16 protein-coding genes and 1 pseudogene are annotated in these 19,305 nt (G+C 42.0%); 12 read left to right on the plus strand and 5 right to left on the minus strand.

Going from position 1 to position 19,305, the window contains the following annotated elements:
* Positions 1–388 precede the first annotated feature (388 nt).
* From V7L01_RS22365 to V7L01_RS22375, 3 genes and pseudogenes are all read left to right on the plus strand, one after another.
* Positions 389–781, plus strand: a pseudogene (locus tag V7L01_RS22365) (ATP-binding protein); the annotation flags it as partial.
* Positions 782–1,340: 559 nt separating this feature from the next.
* Positions 1,341–2,336, plus strand: a complete 996-nt coding sequence (gene ilvC / locus V7L01_RS22370; protein ID WP_335038876.1) for a ketol-acid reductoisomerase — start codon at positions 1,341–1,343, stop codon at positions 2,334–2,336.
* 379 nt (positions 2,337–2,715) lie between these two features.
* Positions 2,716–2,907 (plus strand): hypothetical protein, encoded by a 192-nt coding sequence (locus tag V7L01_RS22375; RefSeq protein WP_335038581.1) that lies wholly within the window; start codon positions 2,716–2,718, stop codon positions 2,905–2,907.
* Between the two features lie 58 nt (positions 2,908–2,965).
* Here the strand turns inward: V7L01_RS22375 and V7L01_RS22380 are convergent, their stop codons facing one another.
* The 3 genes from V7L01_RS22380 to V7L01_RS22390 form a co-directional block, all read right to left on the minus strand.
* Positions 2,966–3,844, minus strand: a complete 879-nt coding sequence (locus tag V7L01_RS22380) for an SMP-30/gluconolactonase/LRE family protein (RefSeq protein ID WP_335038583.1) — start codon at positions 3,842–3,844, stop codon at positions 2,966–2,968.
* A gap of 228 nt (positions 3,845–4,072) precedes the next feature.
* Entirely contained in the window at positions 4,073–4,570 is a 498-nt protein-coding gene (locus V7L01_RS22385; protein WP_335038584.1) for an SMI1/KNR4 family protein, read from the minus strand.
* Positions 4,571–4,692: 122 nt separating this feature from the next.
* The gene (locus V7L01_RS22390) at positions 4,693–5,634 is read right to left on the minus strand and encodes an NAD-dependent epimerase/dehydratase family protein (RefSeq protein WP_335038586.1); all 942 of its coding nucleotides are present in this window, start codon (positions 5,632–5,634) and stop codon (positions 4,693–4,695) included.
* Positions 5,635–5,741: 107 nt separating this feature from the next.
* On the opposite strand from V7L01_RS22390, the gene V7L01_RS22395 reads away from it, so the two are divergent.
* From V7L01_RS22395 to V7L01_RS22435, 9 genes are all read left to right on the plus strand, one after another.
* Positions 5,742–5,864, plus strand: a complete 123-nt coding sequence (locus tag V7L01_RS22395) for a hypothetical protein (protein ID WP_335038588.1) — start codon at positions 5,742–5,744, stop codon at positions 5,862–5,864.
* A 74-nt stretch (positions 5,865–5,938) separates the two neighbouring features.
* Positions 5,939–7,081: a glycosyltransferase gene (locus V7L01_RS22400; RefSeq protein WP_335038591.1), complete on the plus strand. Its 1,143-nt coding sequence runs from the start codon at positions 5,939–5,941 to the stop codon at positions 7,079–7,081.
* A gap of 112 nt (positions 7,082–7,193) precedes the next feature.
* Positions 7,194–7,952 (plus strand): sugar transferase, encoded by a 759-nt coding sequence (locus V7L01_RS22405; protein ID WP_335038877.1) that lies wholly within the window; start codon positions 7,194–7,196, stop codon positions 7,950–7,952.
* A 504-nt stretch (positions 7,953–8,456) separates the two neighbouring features.
* Entirely contained in the window at positions 8,457–9,536 is a 1,080-nt protein-coding gene (gene gmd, locus V7L01_RS22410) for a GDP-mannose 4,6-dehydratase (RefSeq protein WP_335038593.1), read from the plus strand.
* 23 nt (positions 9,537–9,559) lie between these two features.
* Positions 9,560–10,504: a GDP-L-fucose synthase family protein gene (locus V7L01_RS22415; RefSeq protein WP_335038594.1), complete on the plus strand. Its 945-nt coding sequence runs from the start codon at positions 9,560–9,562 to the stop codon at positions 10,502–10,504.
* A 73-nt stretch (positions 10,505–10,577) separates the two neighbouring features.
* Positions 10,578–11,153, plus strand: coding sequence for a 5-formyltetrahydrofolate cyclo-ligase (locus V7L01_RS22420; RefSeq protein WP_335038596.1), 576 nt, complete (start codon positions 10,578–10,580; stop codon positions 11,151–11,153).
* A gap of 38 nt (positions 11,154–11,191) precedes the next feature.
* The gene (locus tag V7L01_RS22425) at positions 11,192–12,202 is read left to right on the plus strand and encodes a catalase family protein (RefSeq protein WP_335038598.1); all 1,011 of its coding nucleotides are present in this window, start codon (positions 11,192–11,194) and stop codon (positions 12,200–12,202) included.
* Between the two features lie 407 nt (positions 12,203–12,609).
* On the plus strand, positions 12,610–12,888 hold the full coding sequence (locus V7L01_RS22430) for a hypothetical protein (protein WP_335038600.1): 279 nt from the start codon (positions 12,610–12,612) through the stop codon (positions 12,886–12,888).
* Positions 12,889–13,213: 325 nt separating this feature from the next.
* A complete protein-coding gene (locus V7L01_RS22435; RefSeq protein ID WP_335038601.1) occupies positions 13,214–14,050 on the plus strand; it encodes a carbohydrate ABC transporter permease in 837 nt (278 codons plus the stop codon).
* 38 nt (positions 14,051–14,088) lie between these two features.
* Here V7L01_RS22435 and V7L01_RS22440 read toward each other — a convergent pair whose 3' ends face one another.
* Together V7L01_RS22440 and V7L01_RS22445 are read right to left on the minus strand one after the other, a co-directional pair.
* Positions 14,089–14,742 carry a sugar transferase gene (locus V7L01_RS22440; protein WP_335038603.1) on the minus strand — a complete coding sequence of 218 codons (654 nt, stop codon included), beginning with the start codon at positions 14,740–14,742 and terminating at the stop codon, positions 14,089–14,091.
* Positions 14,743–15,087: 345 nt separating this feature from the next.
* Entirely contained in the window at positions 15,088–19,179 is a 4,092-nt protein-coding gene (locus V7L01_RS22445; protein WP_335038605.1) for a hypothetical protein, read from the minus strand.
* Between the last annotated feature and the right edge of the window lie 126 nt (positions 19,180–19,305).

Consider the following 19,305-nt stretch of genomic DNA (forward strand, 5'->3'; position numbering starts at 1 on the left):
TTCCCGAAAAACTAATGAAAATAACAGCATCCCGACCCGATGACAGAAAGAATACTGAATGATTTATTTTACTTTTTCAAAAATTATGCAGACAATAGCCTAAACCTAATTTTTAGGTAGGGCAATTCATGAATTGCCCCTACCGCGTATAGTTTTGCCTAAGTCATGCGATGTCCGACTTATTTCTTAAAACCCCACTTCCATTCCTCTCCCCGAAACGGAGAGAGGCTTTAAGTCTTGCTCCCCTTCCCTTGTAGGGAAGGGGTTGGGGGTTAGGTTTGAGAGAAAGTTGCACACGGCTCCTAATTTTTTTTATTTCTTCTTTTGCCAAGCACTCAATTCTCTATAATCTCCATTATTATGAGCATCATTGCTATATTTTTTACCTATGGTTAATAGTTATGACTTACTCGCAAAACTCTACAATGCCTTTAACCCCTTTGAACCCTTACCCGCAGGCGATCCAAAATATGTAGATTGTCAGGATGTGCGGGGAGATGCGGATATTGAGCAAGAGTTGGAAAATCGGATGCGATTGGCAGATACAAATACTTGCCAATTGTATTTTGGTCATCGGGGTGCGGGTAAGTCTACAGAATTACTCAGGTTAAAGAAATATTTAGAAAATCGGCAATTTTATGTTGTGTATTTTGCGGCTGATGAAGAGGATATCGATTCAGAAGATGCCCAATATAAAGATATTCTCCTCGCCTGTACCCGCCGTTTGCTCAAAGATTTAAAAGGAATTGCCAGTCCTCGTCTGATACTTGACTGGTTAAAAAGCATAAAAGCAAGGAACCACAACCGAGCAAGGAAGTTACTTAGCATTGGCTGCTGAAAACTTTTACTACAAGTGATTAGTTTAGAGCCGTTGCTTAACTGCCTTTCTTACATCAGGGTGGCTTATTTCTTCAGAGTATATACTCTACTCTTCGGTAAGGAAGTAATAAAATTGCTGAAACTTGCATAAAGCAAAGCTTTCCAGACTATCTTGCTGGAAATTACACGTATCTGCTCAATACCTTGTCCGATTAGCTTTGAATGCAAGGTTCTCCCCAATACGTAGTAATTGCTGGAGCGAAAACCGAAGAGTCTTTTGTTGATGCTGGTTGGCAAATATACTTGGCTCGATTTTCTATAGCCAGTATTCTATGTCTACTGAAACTGAGTAACTTTACTTGCTTTAGATAAAGAAGTTAGGCGATTATTGCCGCCGTAAACACTCCCCCTCAGTTCAAAGAGATAAATTCAATAATTGACAGTTCATCTGTGTTACTCAATTTGGGGTACAATCGTAAGCCTGCCAATAAATGACGATGCTGCTGACAGGAGATGCTTCTATGGCCCGGATGTATTATGACGAAGATGCCAATTTAGACCTTTTGGCTGGAAAAACTATTGCTATTATCGGCTATGGTTCCCAAGGTCATGCCCACGCTCTCAATCTCAAAGATAGTGGTTTGAATGTGATTGTGGGATTATATCCGGGTAGTAAGTCAGTCGCAAAAGCTGAAGCAGCTGGCTTAACTGTGAAAAACGTTGCAGATGCGGCCAATGCTGCTGACTTCATCATGATTTTGTTACCTGATGAAGTTCAAAAAACGATTTACAAAAACGAGATTGAACCCAATCTAGAAGAAGGGAATGTGTTAGCTTTTGCCCACGGCTTCAATATTCACTTTGGGCAAGTTGTACCACCGGCTAACGTCGATGTGGTGATGGTAGCACCCAAAGGGCCGGGGCATTTGGTACGGCGGACTTATGAAGGTGGGGAAGGCGTACCAGCGCTGTTTGCAGTTTATCAAGATGCTAGTGGTCAAGCACGCGATCGCGCGATGTCATACGCTAAAGGTATCGGTGGGACTCGCGCTGGTGTTCTCGAAACTACTTTCCGCGAAGAAACCGAAACAGATTTATTTGGCGAACAAGCGGTATTGTGCGGTGGTTTGAGTGCTTTAATCAAAGCCGGATTTGAAACTTTGGTAGAAGCTGGTTATCAACCAGAATTGGCTTATTTTGAATGTCTCCATGAAGTCAAGCTGATTGTTGACTTGGTTGTGGAAGGTGGTTTAGCCAAAATGCGCGACAGCATTTCTAATACTGCTGAATATGGCGATTATACCCGTGGCCCGCGGATTGTCACCGAACAAACCAAAGCTGAAATGCAGAAGATTCTGGGCGAAATTCAATCTGGGCAATTTGCACGAGAATTTGTTCTGGAAAATCAAGCTGGTAAACCAGGATTTACCGCTTTGCGTCGCAAAGAAGCTGAACACAAAATTGAAGAAGTTGGTAAAGATTTACGCGCTATGTTTAGCTGGTTGAAAAAAGCTTAAGCAAAAGGAGCAAAGGACTAAAGTCACGGCTACTCCAGCGTACTTATCGGGCTAGCGCGATAAGTACGCTAGAGAAATTTCCGGGATCTCTTGTGCGTAATATCATGTCCGGATAAATAGTTATGATTCCCACAGTCATTGCACCCCACCCCCAGCCCCTTCCCTTGTAGGCTATGCATTACCCGCATCTTTCTCAACAAAACTACAAAATACTTAAAATAATGGCGCAAGGCTTGATGAGTATAGTTTTGAGAGAAGATGCGGGTAACGGGTAGAAGGTGGGTGATGGAAAATTGGGCAACTCAACAATTACAACAGGCAGATATAGGGGACATCAGAAAAGGGCGATGGAGAACCGGGTGTTAAGACGATTTGACGCTTGGCTACAGCGATTACACGATATCGCCGCAACCTGGAAACTACTTCACTCAAATTCTTAGGGAAAGTAGTTAGCGATCGCCTAGAAAATTATCTTCGTCCCTATTCTACCGCTTTTGTCAAGTATCCAGATATTGCTTTGTTCTACAATCCTTTTCCTGACTTATTTACAGCAATATTAAGAAAGATGTGACTAATGCATAGCCTAAAAGGAGAGAGGTCAAAATTGTACCTCACTGAGTCGAGAACCACTATAATTCCTTAAAATCATAAGTAGGTAATCCAGTAACATCAGTTTGGAGAGCAAACAAATCACCAGAGTAGAAACTTTTTTCGATCTCTGCTTGGCTGAGTCCAACTGAAGCAGTGGTAATGTAGAGTGTTTGCAAATCTTCGCCCCCAAAAGTACAGCTACTTGGCACTTGCACAGGTAGCTTTATCCGCAATATCTCTTCACCGTTGGGGTTGAAACGAATCACACACCATCCAGCCCACATAGCTGACCAAATATGTCCTTCACTGTCTATTGTCAACCCATCTGGGTGGAAAGTTTCATGAGTTAAATCAACAAAAATCCGACGATTAGTAATATTTCCTGTTATCGAATTAAAGTCGTAAGCATATATTTTTTGCTGAGGAGTATCTGTTAAGTAAAATGTTTTTTGATCGGGACTCCATCCCAGACCATTAGAGATAGTCAATCCTGTTTCCATGACATGCAATGAACCATCATTGTCATAGCGATAGAGACTAGCCTGGGGTTTTTCCAAAGAACACATTGAGCCAAACCAAAAACGTCCTTGAGGGTCACATTTACCATCATTGAGACGGTTATCTGGCAGATTTCCTTCAATTTCTAAAATGGGGGTAACTACACCTGTCCGGGTGTTGAGGAATGCCAGGTGATGACGCAACGCGATAATTAATCTATCTGCACCTGCTGTTGCGATCGCACCTACGACATCTCCCACATCAAAAAACAAGTCTTTCCCTGTAGCAGGATTGAACTGATGTACGCGATGGTTGTAGATATCAACCCAGTAAATTACGTTTTGGGTAGAATCCCAGATGGGGCCTTCACCTAAGCGGGCCCTGGCGAATAGAACATTGTGGAGTGGATATTGTCCCATAAGCAGTTAATTTAAATATTAAATAAAGTATACATCTTTACCCAATGTCAACTCAATCTCTACTTTTAAGTTCTTGGTTTAACTTATAACAAATGGATTTTATGCCTTTTATCATTCTTTTTATTCTAAACTATTTTGATAATAATTCGGGTTGAAATTTACTATAATTTTTTCTTCCAAATCATAATTACATTCCAGATATCTATCTTCATCCAAAAAATAAGTATTTTATTTATAGCATTCAGTAACTATTAAAATAAAATCTTTAATACTTTGACAAATTATATATAAAACATCATCTTTAGGAGTCCATACAACCGATCGATCGTCTGACAATGTTCTGACGCAATAGTAATCACCTCCGCTACCGCATAAAAAAGGAATCATATCTGGTTGCCATCCCCAACAGTCTGGATTTTTATGTACGTTCTGCAAAAGATTTATAACGCTATCTATTCTATCAATTTCGATTAAATCGTATCCAGGAAGTAAGTATGTAGGAAAATCAAAGTTATTAGGACATTCAAAACAACATCCTTTAACACATGCATATACAGCGATTAAACCTTCAGGAACTGGATGAGTTGTAATGCTATTCTGAATTTCATCATCAAGTAGACCTTTTTTTAAACAGCAGTGTATCCAGGTCTTTGTTTTTCGATAATCTTTAGGAGATTTCTGAAATATTGTTGAATATTTTTGCGATCGTTCATCTTCCAAATTCATATCTGTTGTTTAGAAAGACGAAGGACTGATAAATTAGCAGCAAAATTGCGCGAATTGAGTATTAATCCAGATGAAATCTAAACCTCAGATACCCGACTTATTTAAATAAGTCAGGTATCTAGTTATGAAACAGCTTGTAAAATTTCCTCATCTACAGAGAAATCAACATCAGCTTTATCTTTTGCATTAGCCAAATAATCATTTTCCAGAGAATCTTGTAACCCAGAAATCAAATCATATTCAGGATGCCAGTTTAATTCTGTTTGCGCTTTATTCACCGAAGCAAAGAAATGCTGCACTCGCATCGGAAAAGCTTTGCGCTTGCCGAAATCAAACTTTTTCGGATCGTAATGGACGATTTTTACAGCATCGGGTGATTTGCCAGCCGCTACAGCGCTAGCACGGGCTAAACCATCAAAAGTGACAAAGCGATCGCCAGAGATATTATAAATCTGTCCTATGGCTTGTTTATTACCCAAAACCTGGGTCATTGCTTTTGCCAAGTCTTTTACATGACCCAGCTGAGTAATATGCAAGCCATTTCCGGGGATGGGAATGGGGCGATCGCGCACAATTCTGTCAAAAAACCAGCCTTCCAACTCATTATAATTACGAGGCCCGTAAATATAAGTAGGACGAATAGACGTAAAGGGCAATCCCAATTGAGTCAGGTAAGCTTCTGTTTCATGTTTACCCTTATGGCGACTTTTAGGATCTACTGCATCGCCTTCTACATGGGGTAATTGGTCAGATTTGAGATATACTCCGGCAGAACTCATATACACAAAATGTTGCACTCGGTCTTGAAAAATCTCTGCTAGTGGTTGAGTATCAGTAAGTTCCCGCCCGTTATTGTCAAAAATGACATCAAAATTTTCTTGTGATAACTTTGCTTTTAATTGAGTAGCATCTGTGCGATCGCCTATAATTTGTCCTACTCCCTGTAAAGAAGGTGCTGCCCGATTTCCCCGATTGAACAGCACCACCTCATGCCCTTGTTCCACTAGTAGTTGAGTCAAATAGACGCCAATGAACCGAGTACCACCCATAATTAGAATTCGCATAAATTCACCATTTCTATATCAGTTGTCGTTAAGGGATGGGGAACTGGAGACTGGAGACTAGGGAAGAGGCTAAGAGGCAGGAGAATAATCAAAATGCCCAATGCCCAATGCCCCATACCCAATTACCAACCCGCAATGCCCAATCTGAGATTATCAGGTTGCAGCATCCATCTGGAACCTCTAAGGGAAAGATTGCGTCTTATGTGCTAATCTGGGTCGCTTCCCGTTAATTAATCACAAGGGGAAACTTTTCAGTTAACGTCATCAAGTTGGCCTTTGTATTTTCCATTTATTCAAGTTAGCTGTGCCCTTGAAATATGCTCTGGTTCATGAGTGGCTGACACCCAAAGCCACCGGTGGTTCAGAACTCGTTGTACGAGAAATTTTGAATCATATTGATGCTGATTTGTATGCTCTCATAGATTTTGAATCCAGTAATCCTGAAAGTTATCTATACAAGCGTCAAATTGGCAAGACGTTTCTCCAGAACTTTCCCTATGCCCGCAACGGTATACAAAAATACTTGCCTTTGTGGCCTTTGGCAATTGAACAACTTGATTTGCGCCATTATGACGTAATTCTTTCTTCATCCCACGCTGTTGCCAAAGGAATCCTTACCACTCCCGAACAGATGCATATTTGCTACTGCCACAGCCCTATGCGCTATGCCTGGGACTTGACCTTTGATTATCTGCGCCACAGCAAACTGGGTAGTGGTTTCGCTGGATGGGTAACTCGATATTTATTACATCGTTTGCGCCAGTGGGATGTATTGAGTGCCAATCGCGTTGATTACTTCATTGCCAACTCGCAACATACAGCTCGGCGGATTTGGCGTTGCTATCGGCGAGAAGCAACAGTCATTTACCCACCAGTGAATATTGCGGAATTTCCGTTTCTGTCTGAGAAAGAGGACTTTTACCTGACAGTTTCCCGGTTAGTGAGTTACAAGCAAGTATCGTTGATTGTCAATGCTTTTAATCAACTAAAACGACCATTAGTAATCATTGGTACAGGAGATGAAATGAACAAGATTCGCGAGATGGCCAACTCCAATATCCAAATACTGGGATGGCAACCCGATAATGTGGTAAAAAAATATATGTCTAGGGCTAAGGCATTTGTGTATGCAGCTTGTGAAGATTTTGGTATCGCCCTAGTGGAGGCACAGGCCTGCGGCACGCCAGTGATTGCTTATGGTGCAGGGGGCGCTCTAGAAACAGTGCGAGATATTCGCTCTTGTGCGGATACAGGGACAGGTATATTTTTCAGGACGCAAACAGAGGCGGCTTTGATGGAGGCAGTAGAAAAATTTGAAATGTACGAGGGTTCGTTCAGTTCCGAGTATATGCGATCGCACGCCGCGCAGTTTTCCCCGGAAATTTTTGCAGCTCGTTATCTAGATTTTGTAAACAAGTGCAACGAAAAAAGACCGTTTTTGGAATGATGGTCTTGCTTAATGTCTGATTTTTTTAGGCTTTTGGCAATTTCCCCCCAGAAGCACCTCATTTTGGCTTTAATATTGGGACTATGTGTGGTGTGGATTATTAAGGAGTATGATGACTGCCCAGAGCTCACTCCTCTCCGGCAAGCGAGGCGTACGGCAAGACACTAGAGCGTCTACGCGTACTTTCTTAAAACGCGGTCAAAAAACAAAGACGCCAAAAGTTAAACCCAAAGGTTTATCTTTTCAGGGTTTAAACGGAGAGTTTGCCAAACGACTGTTCGATATAGTGTTTTCGCTGTCGGTGTTAATTTTGTTCTTCCCCGTCTACTTAATTTTGACCTTGCTGATTGCTCTCAGTTCAGAAGGCCCAATTTTTTATATCCAGGAACGGGTAGGGAAAAATTACAAAGCGTTTAATTGTATTAAATTCCGAACAATGGTAAGCAATGCGGACGAAATCCTCATGCAAATGATGGAAACATCGCCCCAGTTGCGACAAGAATTTGAGAGCAGTTTTAAGCTGAAACAAGACCCCCGGATTACCAAAATTGGTCGATTTTTGCGAATTACTAGCTTAGACGAATTTCCCCAGTTCTGGAACGTTTTAAAAGGGGACATGAGTGTAGTCGGCCCTCGACCCTTAGTAGCAGAAGAGTTACCAAAATACGGTTGTCACATTGATGAGATTTTAACAATCCGTCCAGGAATTACTGGATTGTGGCAGGTGTCTGGGCGTAATGATATTCCCTACCCTCGGCGAGTCCAAATAGACCTGCATTATGTCAAATTTAGGAATTTCTGGCTTGATTTATGGATCATCTTGAAAACTGTTGATGTGGTCATTCTGCCCAAAAATAACGGGGCATACTGAGTAACTACTTAGGGTGGATTCTGTGGGGCAGTTAATGCCCCTAAGTACCAATTCTTTCCCTAAGACTAAACGTCTGTTCATTTTTGTTTATATAGTTATTTATAATTTGCGCCTTTCTACTTAGCTCAGATTTCTCTGAGTGTTCATCTATGGTTTGTTTTGCCCTTATTCAAATTTTTGCAAGAAGTCTAATTTAAAATACCTATTTTATTCAGTCTTCACAAAACCAGAAAGATATAAAGTTTTGACAAAAAAATAACTTACACAAAAAGAATCTTGTTCTATCTGGTAAAAGAAGAAGTATACACAAATTAAACAATCTTGGTCTCTCTAAGGTTGGGCTTGCATGTTAAATTACTTTTTATTAAGTATATTTATTTACGAAAAAAGTCTCTTAACAACAAGAACTCGTAGGTTTCCCATTACGCAATTCAGCAATTAGCTGCTAGGTTGTATCAGATTGGCTGTAAATTTTTAATCAAAGACAATAAGGGATAATTGAGCATGACGCAACAGAAGCGAGCGTTGATTACTGGTATTACTGGACAGGATGGTTCATATCTATGTGAGTTTTTGTTGGAACAAGGTTATGAGGTTCATGGCATCATTCGCCGGACTTCTACCTTTAATACAGACCGCATCGATCACATTTACGAAGACCCCCACAAAGAGGGAGTGCGGTTATTTCTTCACTACGGTGATTTGACGGATGGTACGACGTTGCGGCGTATTTTAGAAGAAGTAAAGCCAGTAGAGATTTACAACCTCGGCGCTCAATCCCATGTCAGAGTTAGCTTTGATTCACCAGAATACACGGTGGATGCTGTAGGAATGGGGACGCTGCGTCTGTTAGAAGCAATTCGGGACTACCAACAACGTACCGGAATTCAGGTACGATTTTACCAGGCGGGTTCTTCAGAAATGTATGGTTTAGTACAAGCAATACCTCAAACTGAGACAACGCCCTTTTATCCCCGCAGTCCTTATGCCTGTGCGAAAGTTTACGCCCATTGGCAAACTGTAAATTATCGTGAGTCTTATGATTTGTTTGCTTGTAACGGCATACTTTTTAACCACGAGTCACCACGACGGGGTGAAACCTTTGTAACTCGCAAAATTACTAGAGCCGTGGCTGGTATAGTTGCTGGCAAGCAAAAAAAGCTTTACATGGGTAATCTAGATGCCAAGCGAGATTGGGGCTATGCGAAGGATTACGTGAAAGCAATGTGGTTGATGTTGCAGAAAGACCAGGCAGATGATTACGTAATTGCTACTGGTGAAACCCACTCAGTGAAGGAGTTTTTGGAACTGGCATTTAATTATGTGAATCTCAATTGGCAAGATTATGTAGAGTTTGATGAGCGTTACCTCCGTCCATCTGAGGTAGAGTTATTGATTGGCGATTCTACCAAAGCACGGCAGAAATTGGGCTGGGCACCATCAATAACCTTTGAAGAATTAGTTTCCTTAATGGTGGAAGCAGATTTACAAGCATTGGGTCATACTTCACCCAATGGAAATGGTTCGCAATTTCCAAATGACATCGCGACTATTCGTCAACAACTTGGCGCTTTGCACTTCTGATTCGCACCACATAGGATAAAAATATGACCGCCTTAGAATTAAAAAATAAACGCATTCTCGTCACTGGTGGGTCGGGGTTTCTAGGTCGTCAGGTGATAGATCAACTGTGTAAAGCAGGGGCCGATCGCGAGAAGATTACAATACCGCGATCGCGCGATTGGGATCTGCGTGTGTGGGAAAATAGCCAGCGTGCAGTTGACCAGCAAGACATAATTATCCACCTAGCAGCTCATGTCGGTGGCATCGGTCTGAACCGTGAAAAACCCGCAGAGTTGTTCTACGATAATTTGATCATGGGAACGCAGCTAATTCACGCTGCTTATCAAGCTGGAGTGGAAAAATTCGTTTGTATTGGCACAATCTGCGCCTATCCTAAATTTACTCCAGTACCATTCAAAGAAGACGATCTTTGGAATGGCTACCCAGAGGAAACCAACGCCCCCTACGGAATTGCTAAAAAAGCACTTTTAGTCCAATTGCAATCTTACCGCCAGCAGTACGGTTTTAATGGGGTTTACCTACTGCCAGTGAATTTATATGGCCCAGAAGATAACTTTGACGCAGGAAGTTCCCATGTTATTCCAGCATTAGTTCGCAAAGTTCACGAAGCCCAAATTAAGGGAGAAAAACAACTTCCAGTTTGGGGTGATGGCAGTCCCACCCGTGAGTTTCTGTATTCAGAAGATGCAGCGCGGGGGATTGTTATGGGAACTCAATTCTATAACGAATCGGAACCAGTAAACTTGGGAACGGGTTATGAAATCTCCATCCTTGATTTAGTAACTCTAATCTCCAAATTGATGGAGTTTAAGGGTGAAATTGTGTGGCAAACTGACAATCCTAATGGTCAACCCCGCCGTTGTTTAGATACTGAACGCGCGAAACAAGCCTTTAATTTCACGGCTCAAGTGAGCTTTGAGCAAGGGCTAAAGAATACCATTGAGTGGTATCGCCAACACGCGGCATAATCATGTACTGCTGAATGTAGAGTGATACAAGCTGGGCGATGCCCAGCTTATTTGTTTGACGCTATAAATTTTCATGCACAAAGTTAATCATCAACTAAATAAAGCAGAACTACGCCGCACTCTACTTAAAAAACGTCAATCAATGTCCGTTGGAGAATGGAGAGAAAAAAGCGATCGCATTTGCTCTCATTTACAAACCTCTGCTTTATTCGCCCAAGCAAAAACAATACTTGCTTATTTTAGCTTTCGCCAAGAACCTGACCTCAGTCCACTATATGCCAACACCAAATACCGTTGGGGATTTCCTCGTTGCGTTGATAAATCCTTATGTTGGCATATTTGGACACCTAACGATTCTGTGCAAAGTGGCGCTTATGGCATTACTGAACCACACCCCGACGCTCCCCTATTAGATGCTGCCGAAGTGGATTTGATTCTTGTCCCCAGTCTAGCTTGCGACTATCAAGGATATCGTTTGGGTTATGGCGGGGGATATTACGATCGCTTGCTCAGTTTACCGCAGTGGCAGACAAAACCAACTATCGGAATTGTCTTTGATTTCGCCTATTTGTCCCAAATACTGATTGAACCTTGGGATAAACCACTACAAGCTATTTGTACGGAAACCGGATTGACTCGAAAAGGTTGAAGGATTCAGGATGATGAAGACACATCATAAAATGTTTTATGACTAATCCAACATCATCTACCACTGAGCAAGAAGCAATAATCGACGATATTATCGCAACGAGCCTCCAAGCTCAACAAAAAAACGGCCCAGACCTCCGTCAAATTCATAGCAAAAGTCATGGACTGCTTTGGGGAGAGTTTATTATTGAACCCAATCTTGCTGAAGACCTGAGAGTAGGTTTATTCAAAACGCCCCAAACCTATCCTGCGTGGATTCGGTTCTCTAGCGGTGGTTCGCCTGAAAAACGTGGTAAATTTCACTCCGATAGCCAGCCTGATGTTCGCGGTATCGCTATTAAGGTGATGAATGTGGACGGGCAAAAAGTGCTGGATGATGAAGAAAGAACTCAAGATTTTATACTCAACAATTATCCTATTTTCTTGACCAAAGACGTTCGTGATTACGCCGATCTTTCCAGAGCAGGTAGTGGACAACTTACCCCAGAAAGGCTGGAAGAACTTGGTTACGCCTTTGCTATCTTGCAAAAAATTGGCAGCCACAAGGTAGGAAATCCACTTTTGATTCAATATTGGAGTATGGCTCCGTTTAAGTTTGGTAGTCGCATTGTAAAATTATCTGTAAAATCTCAACAACCCGAACAACCGCCAAAAACACTTCCAGAATCAGAAAATTACCTCCGAGAAACGCTGGTCAAATATTTAACGGAAGAAGGTAGAGAAGCTTCTTTTGACTTCCTAATTCAGTTTTATGTAGATGATGAAAAAACGCCGATTGAAGACCACGTTCAAGAATGGCAAGAAGCAGATTCACCGTTTATTAAAGTTGCAACTGTCCGCATTCCCAGTCAGAAATTTGACTTTGAAGAACGCAAACGCTTAGATGAGGGTATATTGTTTTCCCCTTGGCATACACTCCTAGAGCATGAGCCTGTTGGCAGTGTGAATCTATCTCGCAAGAGGCTTTACAGCGAACTTGCAAAGTATCGGCGAGAACAAATTGCCCAACGATCGCGGGAACCACAACCTTATATAGCGGTTGAAGATTAGCTACGATGAATTTGCTTCAAACTGCAAGAATAACCGTTGAAAGTTGTGCGGACAGAAACTGACTTTATACTAATTGTATAAGATTAGTAAAAATTTAAATACCAAGATTCCCGACTTTTTAAATAAGCCAGGAATCTTGTTTTTAAGGAATGATTTTAACGTGAGTTCGACAAGTCTTATTTGACCTCTCCCCCAGCCCCTCTCCGACGCGGAGAGGGGAGCAAAAAGCTTAATTTTTCTTTGCTCCTCCCTTTCCGTTTCGGAGAGGGAGGCTGGGAGGGAGAGGTTCATCGAACTCACGTGATTTTAAGACTGCTATAGATGGTTTTTATGAGAATAATGGCTTAAGAATATGATAAATATTTAATTTATGCAACATAATGCCTTTTCTGAATTGGGTACAAACTATGAATAAAGATAATGAATTAACTGAAAAACTGAAGAATATGTTGACTGAATCCGCAGATCAAGAATCTGTCATTAAGTTCTTGAGATTGAGTAATTATTCAAAATCCAAATCAATTGAAATTTTAAAGAAGGCTTTGGGTATTTCTTATTATGAAGCACAAGACATTATTCATAATAGTCAAACATGGAATGATGTAAAAGAATATGACGCAAAACTAATGAACGACTTCTTTGATATTCTGGAAGAATTAGGGAGTTCAGAAAGTGAAGAGACTTAATTATATTAATATGTGAATAAATTCAAGAACAGAATTAAGTGAATTACTTTAACCTAATTTTTGATGATAGGTTAGGATAAAATTAATTAAATTCTCAACTAAAGCCATGTCTGACTCAATTCAGTATGTCACACTACTGAAACTTTAATACCAAATTATTGTGAAGCTGCATGAAACTGTAGGAGCATGGAATGATTGCCAAGCAAAGCTTTTAGCCTTTGAATTCTATGCAAATTCATACAAAATTGGTATAACAGTTAATACTTTTTAACTTGAGCATATCAATATTTAATTTTCAAAAAAGATAATTTCCTATATTAATCAAATGCTGAACTGGAAAAAATCACGATCGCAGATTCTGCTAATGTATGCGCTATTGGGAGCGATCGCACTGGTGATGCTCTTCCCGTTACTATGGCTCATTAGTACAGCCTTGAAATCGCCTACGGAAAATATTTTTCAGTCGCCGCCACAGTTGTTGCCTGCGTCACCGACACTAAATAACTTCTTTAGTGTCTGGAACTCTCTACCTTTTGGACAATACCTGTATAACAGTACTTTGGTGTCAGTGCTGACTGTGGGCTTAAATCTCCTGTTTTGCGCTTTAGCTGCCTATCCGTTGGCAAGATTGTCGTTTGTGGGGCGAGACTGGATTTTTGTGGCGATCGTCTCCACGATTATGATTCCCTTCCAAATCGTGATGATTCCCCTGTATATTTTGACAGTCCAATTGGGTTTGAGAAATACTTATTTAGGGATGATTTTTCCGAGTTTAGCTTCTGCCTTTGGCATTTTTCTGTTGCGCCAAGCTTTCATGAGCGTTCCCAAAGAAATAGAAGAAGCCGCCCGGATGGATGGCAGCTCGGAGTTAGGATTATGGTGGCATGTGATGTTACCAGCAGTTCGCCCTGCACTGGTAACTTTAGCTATTTTTGTATTTATTGGTGCTTGGAGTGACTTTTTGTGGCCTTTAATTGTCATCCAAGACGAAAATTTATACACCCTTCCTTTGGGAGTTGCGAAGCTAGCAGGGACATTTTCCCTTGACTGGCGGTTGGTAGCTGCTGGTTCAGTGATTGCGATCGCCCCAGTCTTATTACTATTTCTATTCTTACAACGTTACATTGTACCCACAGAAACTGGTAGCGGCGTCAAGGGATAAAAATCTCTCTCCCAATCCCCAATGCTCCATTCCCCAATTCAATAAGCACCAGTCTTTTTTAAGACTACCCAGATAGTTTTAACAATCAGACTCAGGTCATAAGTTACAGACCACTTGCGTTGATAATCTATATCCATCTTGACAATGGTTTCAAAGTCTGTGATGCTTGAGCGTCCATTCGCCTGCCATTCTCCGGTAATCCCTGGTTTGACTCGCAATCTGTCCCAGTGGTGTGGATCGTAATGGCTGACTTCATCAAGAGTAGGTGGACGAGTACCAACTAAACTCATGTCCCCTAACAAAACATTCCAGAATTGGGGTAATTCGTCCAAGCTAGTACGCCGCAAAAACTTACCCACAGCAGTAATGCGAGGATCGTCAACAGATTTAAAGATGTGACCTTTGGCTTGGTTTTCAACCAAATGCTTGAGTTTATCCGCATCGACAATCATGGAACGGAATTTCCAGATGCGGAAAGTTTTTCCGTTCAAACCACAGCGAATTTGGGAATAAAATATTGGGCTTGGCTCATGAATAAAGGTAGCAATTGCTACGGGAATCGCTACCATAAATGTAATAATCAGCCCCACAATAGCTCCAACAATGTCAATTAATCGTTTTCTCACGCTTAAAGTTGACGGGTGTAAAGGCTGTTGCGAACAATTAACTGAATAAAGATAAAGATTATTCACAAGGACTAACTTACTTTTATAACAGGAATTTTTGTATCAGTAGTTAGACATAGACATGATTTTTCGGCGATTTTTACTGCTTTTGTCGCCACTACTGAGTATTAATGTACACAAAATTTAGGCAATAGAATAACTAAAAAGTCAAAATTTACAGAATCTTTTAATTAAGGTGGTAGATTATAAATTTACAGTATTTTTTCCTATCAAAAAAAAAAGATATATTATATACACCCAAAAAATTACTCTGCTGAAGTACTAGTAGTGGTTTGCAAAATCCCAAACGCTTATGACGTAAGCGTTTGGGATTTTGAGTAGTATCCTTATTTCTAGCGTGCTGCACTAGTCTCAATGATGAACCTCTAAGGCAAAATTCACCGTATATGGTTCCTCCAGTGATTGCTGATTACTAGCCTCGATCGCATCTAGATAGCGACGCAAAGACAACAGTTGTTGGGAATTGGCACGATAAGTGAGACTCCCTTGTTTTTCAAAAAGTGGTGCCGTGGCGATCGCTTGATAGTCAGGATTTTCTTGCGAACTCTGAGTGAGCCAGGTTGAGTCTGTAACTGAAGGTATCAAACCCGAAGGCAGTTCTCCTTCCAAAAAAGCTAGCAGCCGTTGCTGACAAGTGCGAGTATTGATCCCCCGACCCTCAAATAACTGGATAACTTCACCGAAAGATAAGGGTCGATCTGGTAGCAGGCGCAGCAACTCTGTAAATAGGAAATAATCAGTGTACTGTTGCCTGGGTATATCTAAAATCTGGGGATGTAGAGGTACCATCGCCAAACCATAAGCAACGCGACTGCAATTAGGAGCACCGTTTTCGCCGAGATATAAATCTTGAATAATTTTAGCGTTGGGGAGTTTTTGCCGTAGCCAGCGGTTTACCGTCCCTACACAAGCCACTCCACCAGTCAGGATAGCTTGATTAATTGCTTCTGTGGGGATACCACGAGCTACCAATAACTTGTTGAGTTCTCGGTTCAGGCGGCGCACAAAGGGGATAAATACCTGGCTTTCTAAATCTCGTCGCTGCAAAATCCACCGCTGATCGGCCAATTCCAGGGTGAAAGAGTCTTGGTGTTGCAAAATCAGCTTTAGGGCTAGTGCCGCATCTAATACCGCCTGTCCCAGCAGGGAACTTTCTAGACGCTGCTGGAGGCGAATCCGAGCGGTGATATCTGGTTCCCCGACTCTGGGTAGTTCCAATCCTTCCAATCCTAAACTCTGCCAACGCATTTGGTCTAAACCAGGAATTGAGGGTTGCCATTGCCAAGGATTGCTGGCGATCGTTTTGCGTAGGCCTAGCCCGCCGGAGGCATCGCTTTGTGTTTCTGGACGTGATTGCCGAGATTTAGGTGGCAATAGCAACTGGCAGATAATATCTTGTTCAATTCCTTTGCCAGCATAGGCAAAACTGTGGAGCATGAAATCATTGTATGTCAATTGCTGCAATGTTTCTGGCACATCGACCAGCAACATTTCTGTGGCAGTTGTCCCAATGTTAACGACAAGAGTGTTGCCAATAAGGGGATGTTCGCTGGTTTTTGCAGGATGAGAACCCTGACGTTCGCTTAATTTTACTTGCTCGCCGTTAGCCGCATCGAGTTCTGGGAGTAGACTAGCGATCGCTTCTTCCACAAAAAAGACTTGCTGTGGATGTTGGATAAGTTTGCTGGTGAGTAAAGCTTCCCGCACGTTGAAGCGGTATTGTTCCGACCAGTTAGATGGGCAGGTGCAAATTACACCAGTAATATTATTGATAATCTGCGGAAAATTTTGTTCGCCGATCCCCACAGCAGCAGCCATTAAACTAGGGGTGGTACTTGTTTTTTCCGATTTGAGGGTTAGCAGTAGTTTAGAGAGCGATCGCACAACCCAAATCAAAGGGCCTGCCGAAAATTCATTTAATTGCAAAACAGGTTCCCATTTCTGCCGTTCGCTCTTGTAGGGAATGGCTACTTGTAAATAGGGCTTCAACTGCGCTGAGTAGAGATTATTTGTCGTCGGATCTGCTGTCGATCTCGGTGTTGCAGGAGTGGTAGCCGCGCGATCGGGCACTTTATCTTGGGCAACAGCCGTAGGTGCAGTCCGCTCATGTACTTCGATAATTTCGTTTTCTCCGTGGGGTACAGAAGCTGTAGGCAAATAAACCTCTGTTGGTAAACGAAATGATTGCTGGAAGGAACTTGTTCCCGGCGGATTTTCTGCTGACCAGTAGATAGGATGTACAACAAAAGTCGAGCGATTTAATAATGCGGCAGAAATTCCTGTTGTACCTAAATCAATTCCTAAATACCAGACTGATTCTAGAACATTGAGCGAAACTTGTGGATTGTTGATGGAGTCGGAAATTAAAGGTAAAGAACTTTCTTGAACAGGAGTTGTAACTTCCTTTTTTTGTTCAGTTTCTACCTGGGGATCTGCCAAACTGGAGAAAGCAGCAGTTGAGGTATTTTCTGCTATCTGGAGATTTTCTGTTTGCGGCTCAGGGGAAGTTGTGGAGATTGTGTCTTGAGTTTTACCAATTACTTCCGAGAAAATAACCAAGTTGGTAGCTGGCTGCGACTCAGAATTTAGCTGCCGATCAAAATTAGCCAAATCCCGATCTAATTGCTGCAATTGTTCTTCATCTAAAGAAATATCAGGTACAACTGGAGCTTGGTTTGACTCAACAGAAAGTAAGTTTTCTTGTGGCGAAGCAGTAATGTAGTTATCTAAAGATGGTTCTGGCTCTGGGCGATCGTCGTTAATTAACACTTGCGATGTGGCAATATCTTCTCTGGGAGACGCTACGCGTAGCTTGTCCTGTATGGGTACGGTATGTGCCAACGCAATTTCTGGTACTTCTGGAGTAACTGGTGCTGTAGTTGTGGCATTATCTACAGAGAATAATAATTCCAGCGGTTGCTGTTCAGTAGTTGCATCAAGTTCCAGCTGTTGCTGCTCGCTACCTGGATCGAGCAACAGGTCAGTTAGGGTATTAATTGTATCAACCCTAGCCGGCTGAGTGTCGAGTTGCACAGGGAAACTGTCTGTTTGTGGCACAGAGTTGTTAAGAGGCGAGTCTAAGTCAGTATCCTCAGTATCCTCTTCAAAAAATAGTTCTTCCTGTGGTTCTGATGATGAATCTGTGGTTTCTACTAAAGTCTCTTGGGTTGAAAGATCCATATCTGGTGTCACAACCGCAGAATCCACGGTTGGAGGAACAGGTGGGTCTTCAGCGATGTTCAACGGTGATGGAGAGGCTGTGGAACCAGATAAGTCATTTGTCGCAACATCGAGGCTGGGATTATTAACATCACCAGTGCCAAACAAACTGGCGTAAAGTTGGTCTACTTCATCACCAATTGACGCAGAAATATCTTGTGGTAATTCGGCTGGAGTTTCAGAAGATTGAGGCTCTAAGCCAAGTTGCAACAGCACTGCATCTAAATCCTCTCTAAGGTTAGTCTCCTGTTGATCAGAATTAATTGTGAGTGAAGATGAAGTTTCTGGCTGGATAAATTCTAGGGGTTGGGGCGCAACTTCAGCAGCGATCGCGGTTGGTTCAGCTAATGATGATGGTGTCTCAGATTCTACTCCCAACAAAGATGACTGGGAATTAAGGGATTCTTGCTGCAAATGCTGGGTCAAATTGTTGAGAAAGCTGGCCATCAGCTGTTCGCTTTGCATCCCCTTGCTATGCATTCTTGCCAGTGCTTGCGACAGGGATTCGGAATAAGTATTAATGTTGCGCTGTAGTGCCTCAAAGACTACATTCACCGTCCCATCTAGTGATAATAGGCGTCGATCCAACTCCTTGGCCAGATGTGTTAACCGATCTGGGGATTCTAAAAAAGGTTGAGTTGCAGAGGTTGCTGGTTCTGAGTTTGTACTATTTATTCCTCCTGAAGAACTGGCGGAATTCTCCCAAGTTTGTGCTACCAGTGGCGTTAAAGTTGGCACAAGACGACTCATGAGTACCTCTAAAAACTCGGTAATCATCCGATCCTGGTTTGTCAACTGCTGCGCTAAAGAGTAGTTTTGCAATCGCCTTTGCTCTAGCTGCCGAATTTCCTGAATAAGAGTGGCTCGCTCTTGCAACAGCAATTCTAATTCCGATCGCAATGGCTGAATCAAGCTCGAAAATTCAGTTTTTAATTGTCCTGCCCCAACAGTACTCTGTTCCTGACTAGGTTCGAGCTGTGGTAGTGGGTGCTGGTCATTACCTCGATCGAGAAATTTTGTTAGCAAAGGCGAAGGCGGTTCTTCAGAAGACTCTAATGCTTCTTTTTCTTGGAGCCTCACCAAAAAGTCGCGAATTCGTTCTAAAACTTCTTTAGGCTCTTGCGCCTGACCAGACAGAAATCTAGATAGGCGCTTGCCACCCCTGGCAAGTAAGTTGTCAATGTCTGCGATCAGCTTTTGAATTTCATCTGCACTGGAAGTCACTTTTATTACCTTAATTATAACTTTATGTCAACTAATATGACAATTGCTTTACAATCACTGTACCCCTATGAGGATCTTGCTACGCGCAGCATCGACCATAGGAGAAGTTTTGAGTGGCAAAAGCCG

This window comes from Nostoc sp. (assembly GCF_036917095.1).
Classification (GTDB): domain Bacteria; phylum Cyanobacteriota; class Cyanobacteriia; order Cyanobacteriales; family Nostocaceae; genus Nostoc.

What these genes read in the sequence shown, in the direction of transcription:
- ilvC (WP_335038876.1), top strand. Translation starts at nt 1,341, where the DNA reads ATGGCCCGGATGTATTATGACGAAGATGCCAATTTAGACCTTTTGGCT.
- V7L01_RS22430 (WP_335038600.1), top strand. Translation starts at nt 12,610, where the DNA reads ATGAATAAAGATAATGAATTAACTGAAAAACTGAAGAATATGTTGACT.
- V7L01_RS22420 (WP_335038596.1), top strand. Translation starts at nt 10,578, where the DNA reads ATGCACAAAGTTAATCATCAACTAAATAAAGCAGAACTACGCCGCACT.
- V7L01_RS22425 (WP_335038598.1), top strand. Translation starts at nt 11,192, where the DNA reads ATGACTAATCCAACATCATCTACCACTGAGCAAGAAGCAATAATCGAC.
- V7L01_RS22415 (WP_335038594.1), top strand. Translation starts at nt 9,560, where the DNA reads ATGACCGCCTTAGAATTAAAAAATAAACGCATTCTCGTCACTGGTGGG.
- V7L01_RS22395 (WP_335038588.1), top strand. Translation starts at nt 5,742, where the DNA reads ATGCCCCATACCCAATTACCAACCCGCAATGCCCAATCTGAGATTATC.
- V7L01_RS22380 (WP_335038583.1), bottom strand. Translation starts at nt 3,844, where the DNA reads ATGGGACAATATCCACTCCACAATGTTCTATTCGCCAGGGCCCGCTTA.
- V7L01_RS22390 (WP_335038586.1), bottom strand. Translation starts at nt 5,634, where the DNA reads ATGCGAATTCTAATTATGGGTGGTACTCGGTTCATTGGCGTCTATTTG.
- gmd (WP_335038593.1), top strand. Translation starts at nt 8,457, where the DNA reads ATGACGCAACAGAAGCGAGCGTTGATTACTGGTATTACTGGACAGGAT.
- V7L01_RS22385 (WP_335038584.1), bottom strand. Translation starts at nt 4,570, where the DNA reads ATGAATTTGGAAGATGAACGATCGCAAAAATATTCAACAATATTTCAG.
- V7L01_RS22405 (WP_335038877.1), top strand. Translation starts at nt 7,194, where the DNA reads ATGACTGCCCAGAGCTCACTCCTCTCCGGCAAGCGAGGCGTACGGCAA.
- V7L01_RS22435 (WP_335038601.1), top strand. Translation starts at nt 13,214, where the DNA reads ATGCTGAACTGGAAAAAATCACGATCGCAGATTCTGCTAATGTATGCG.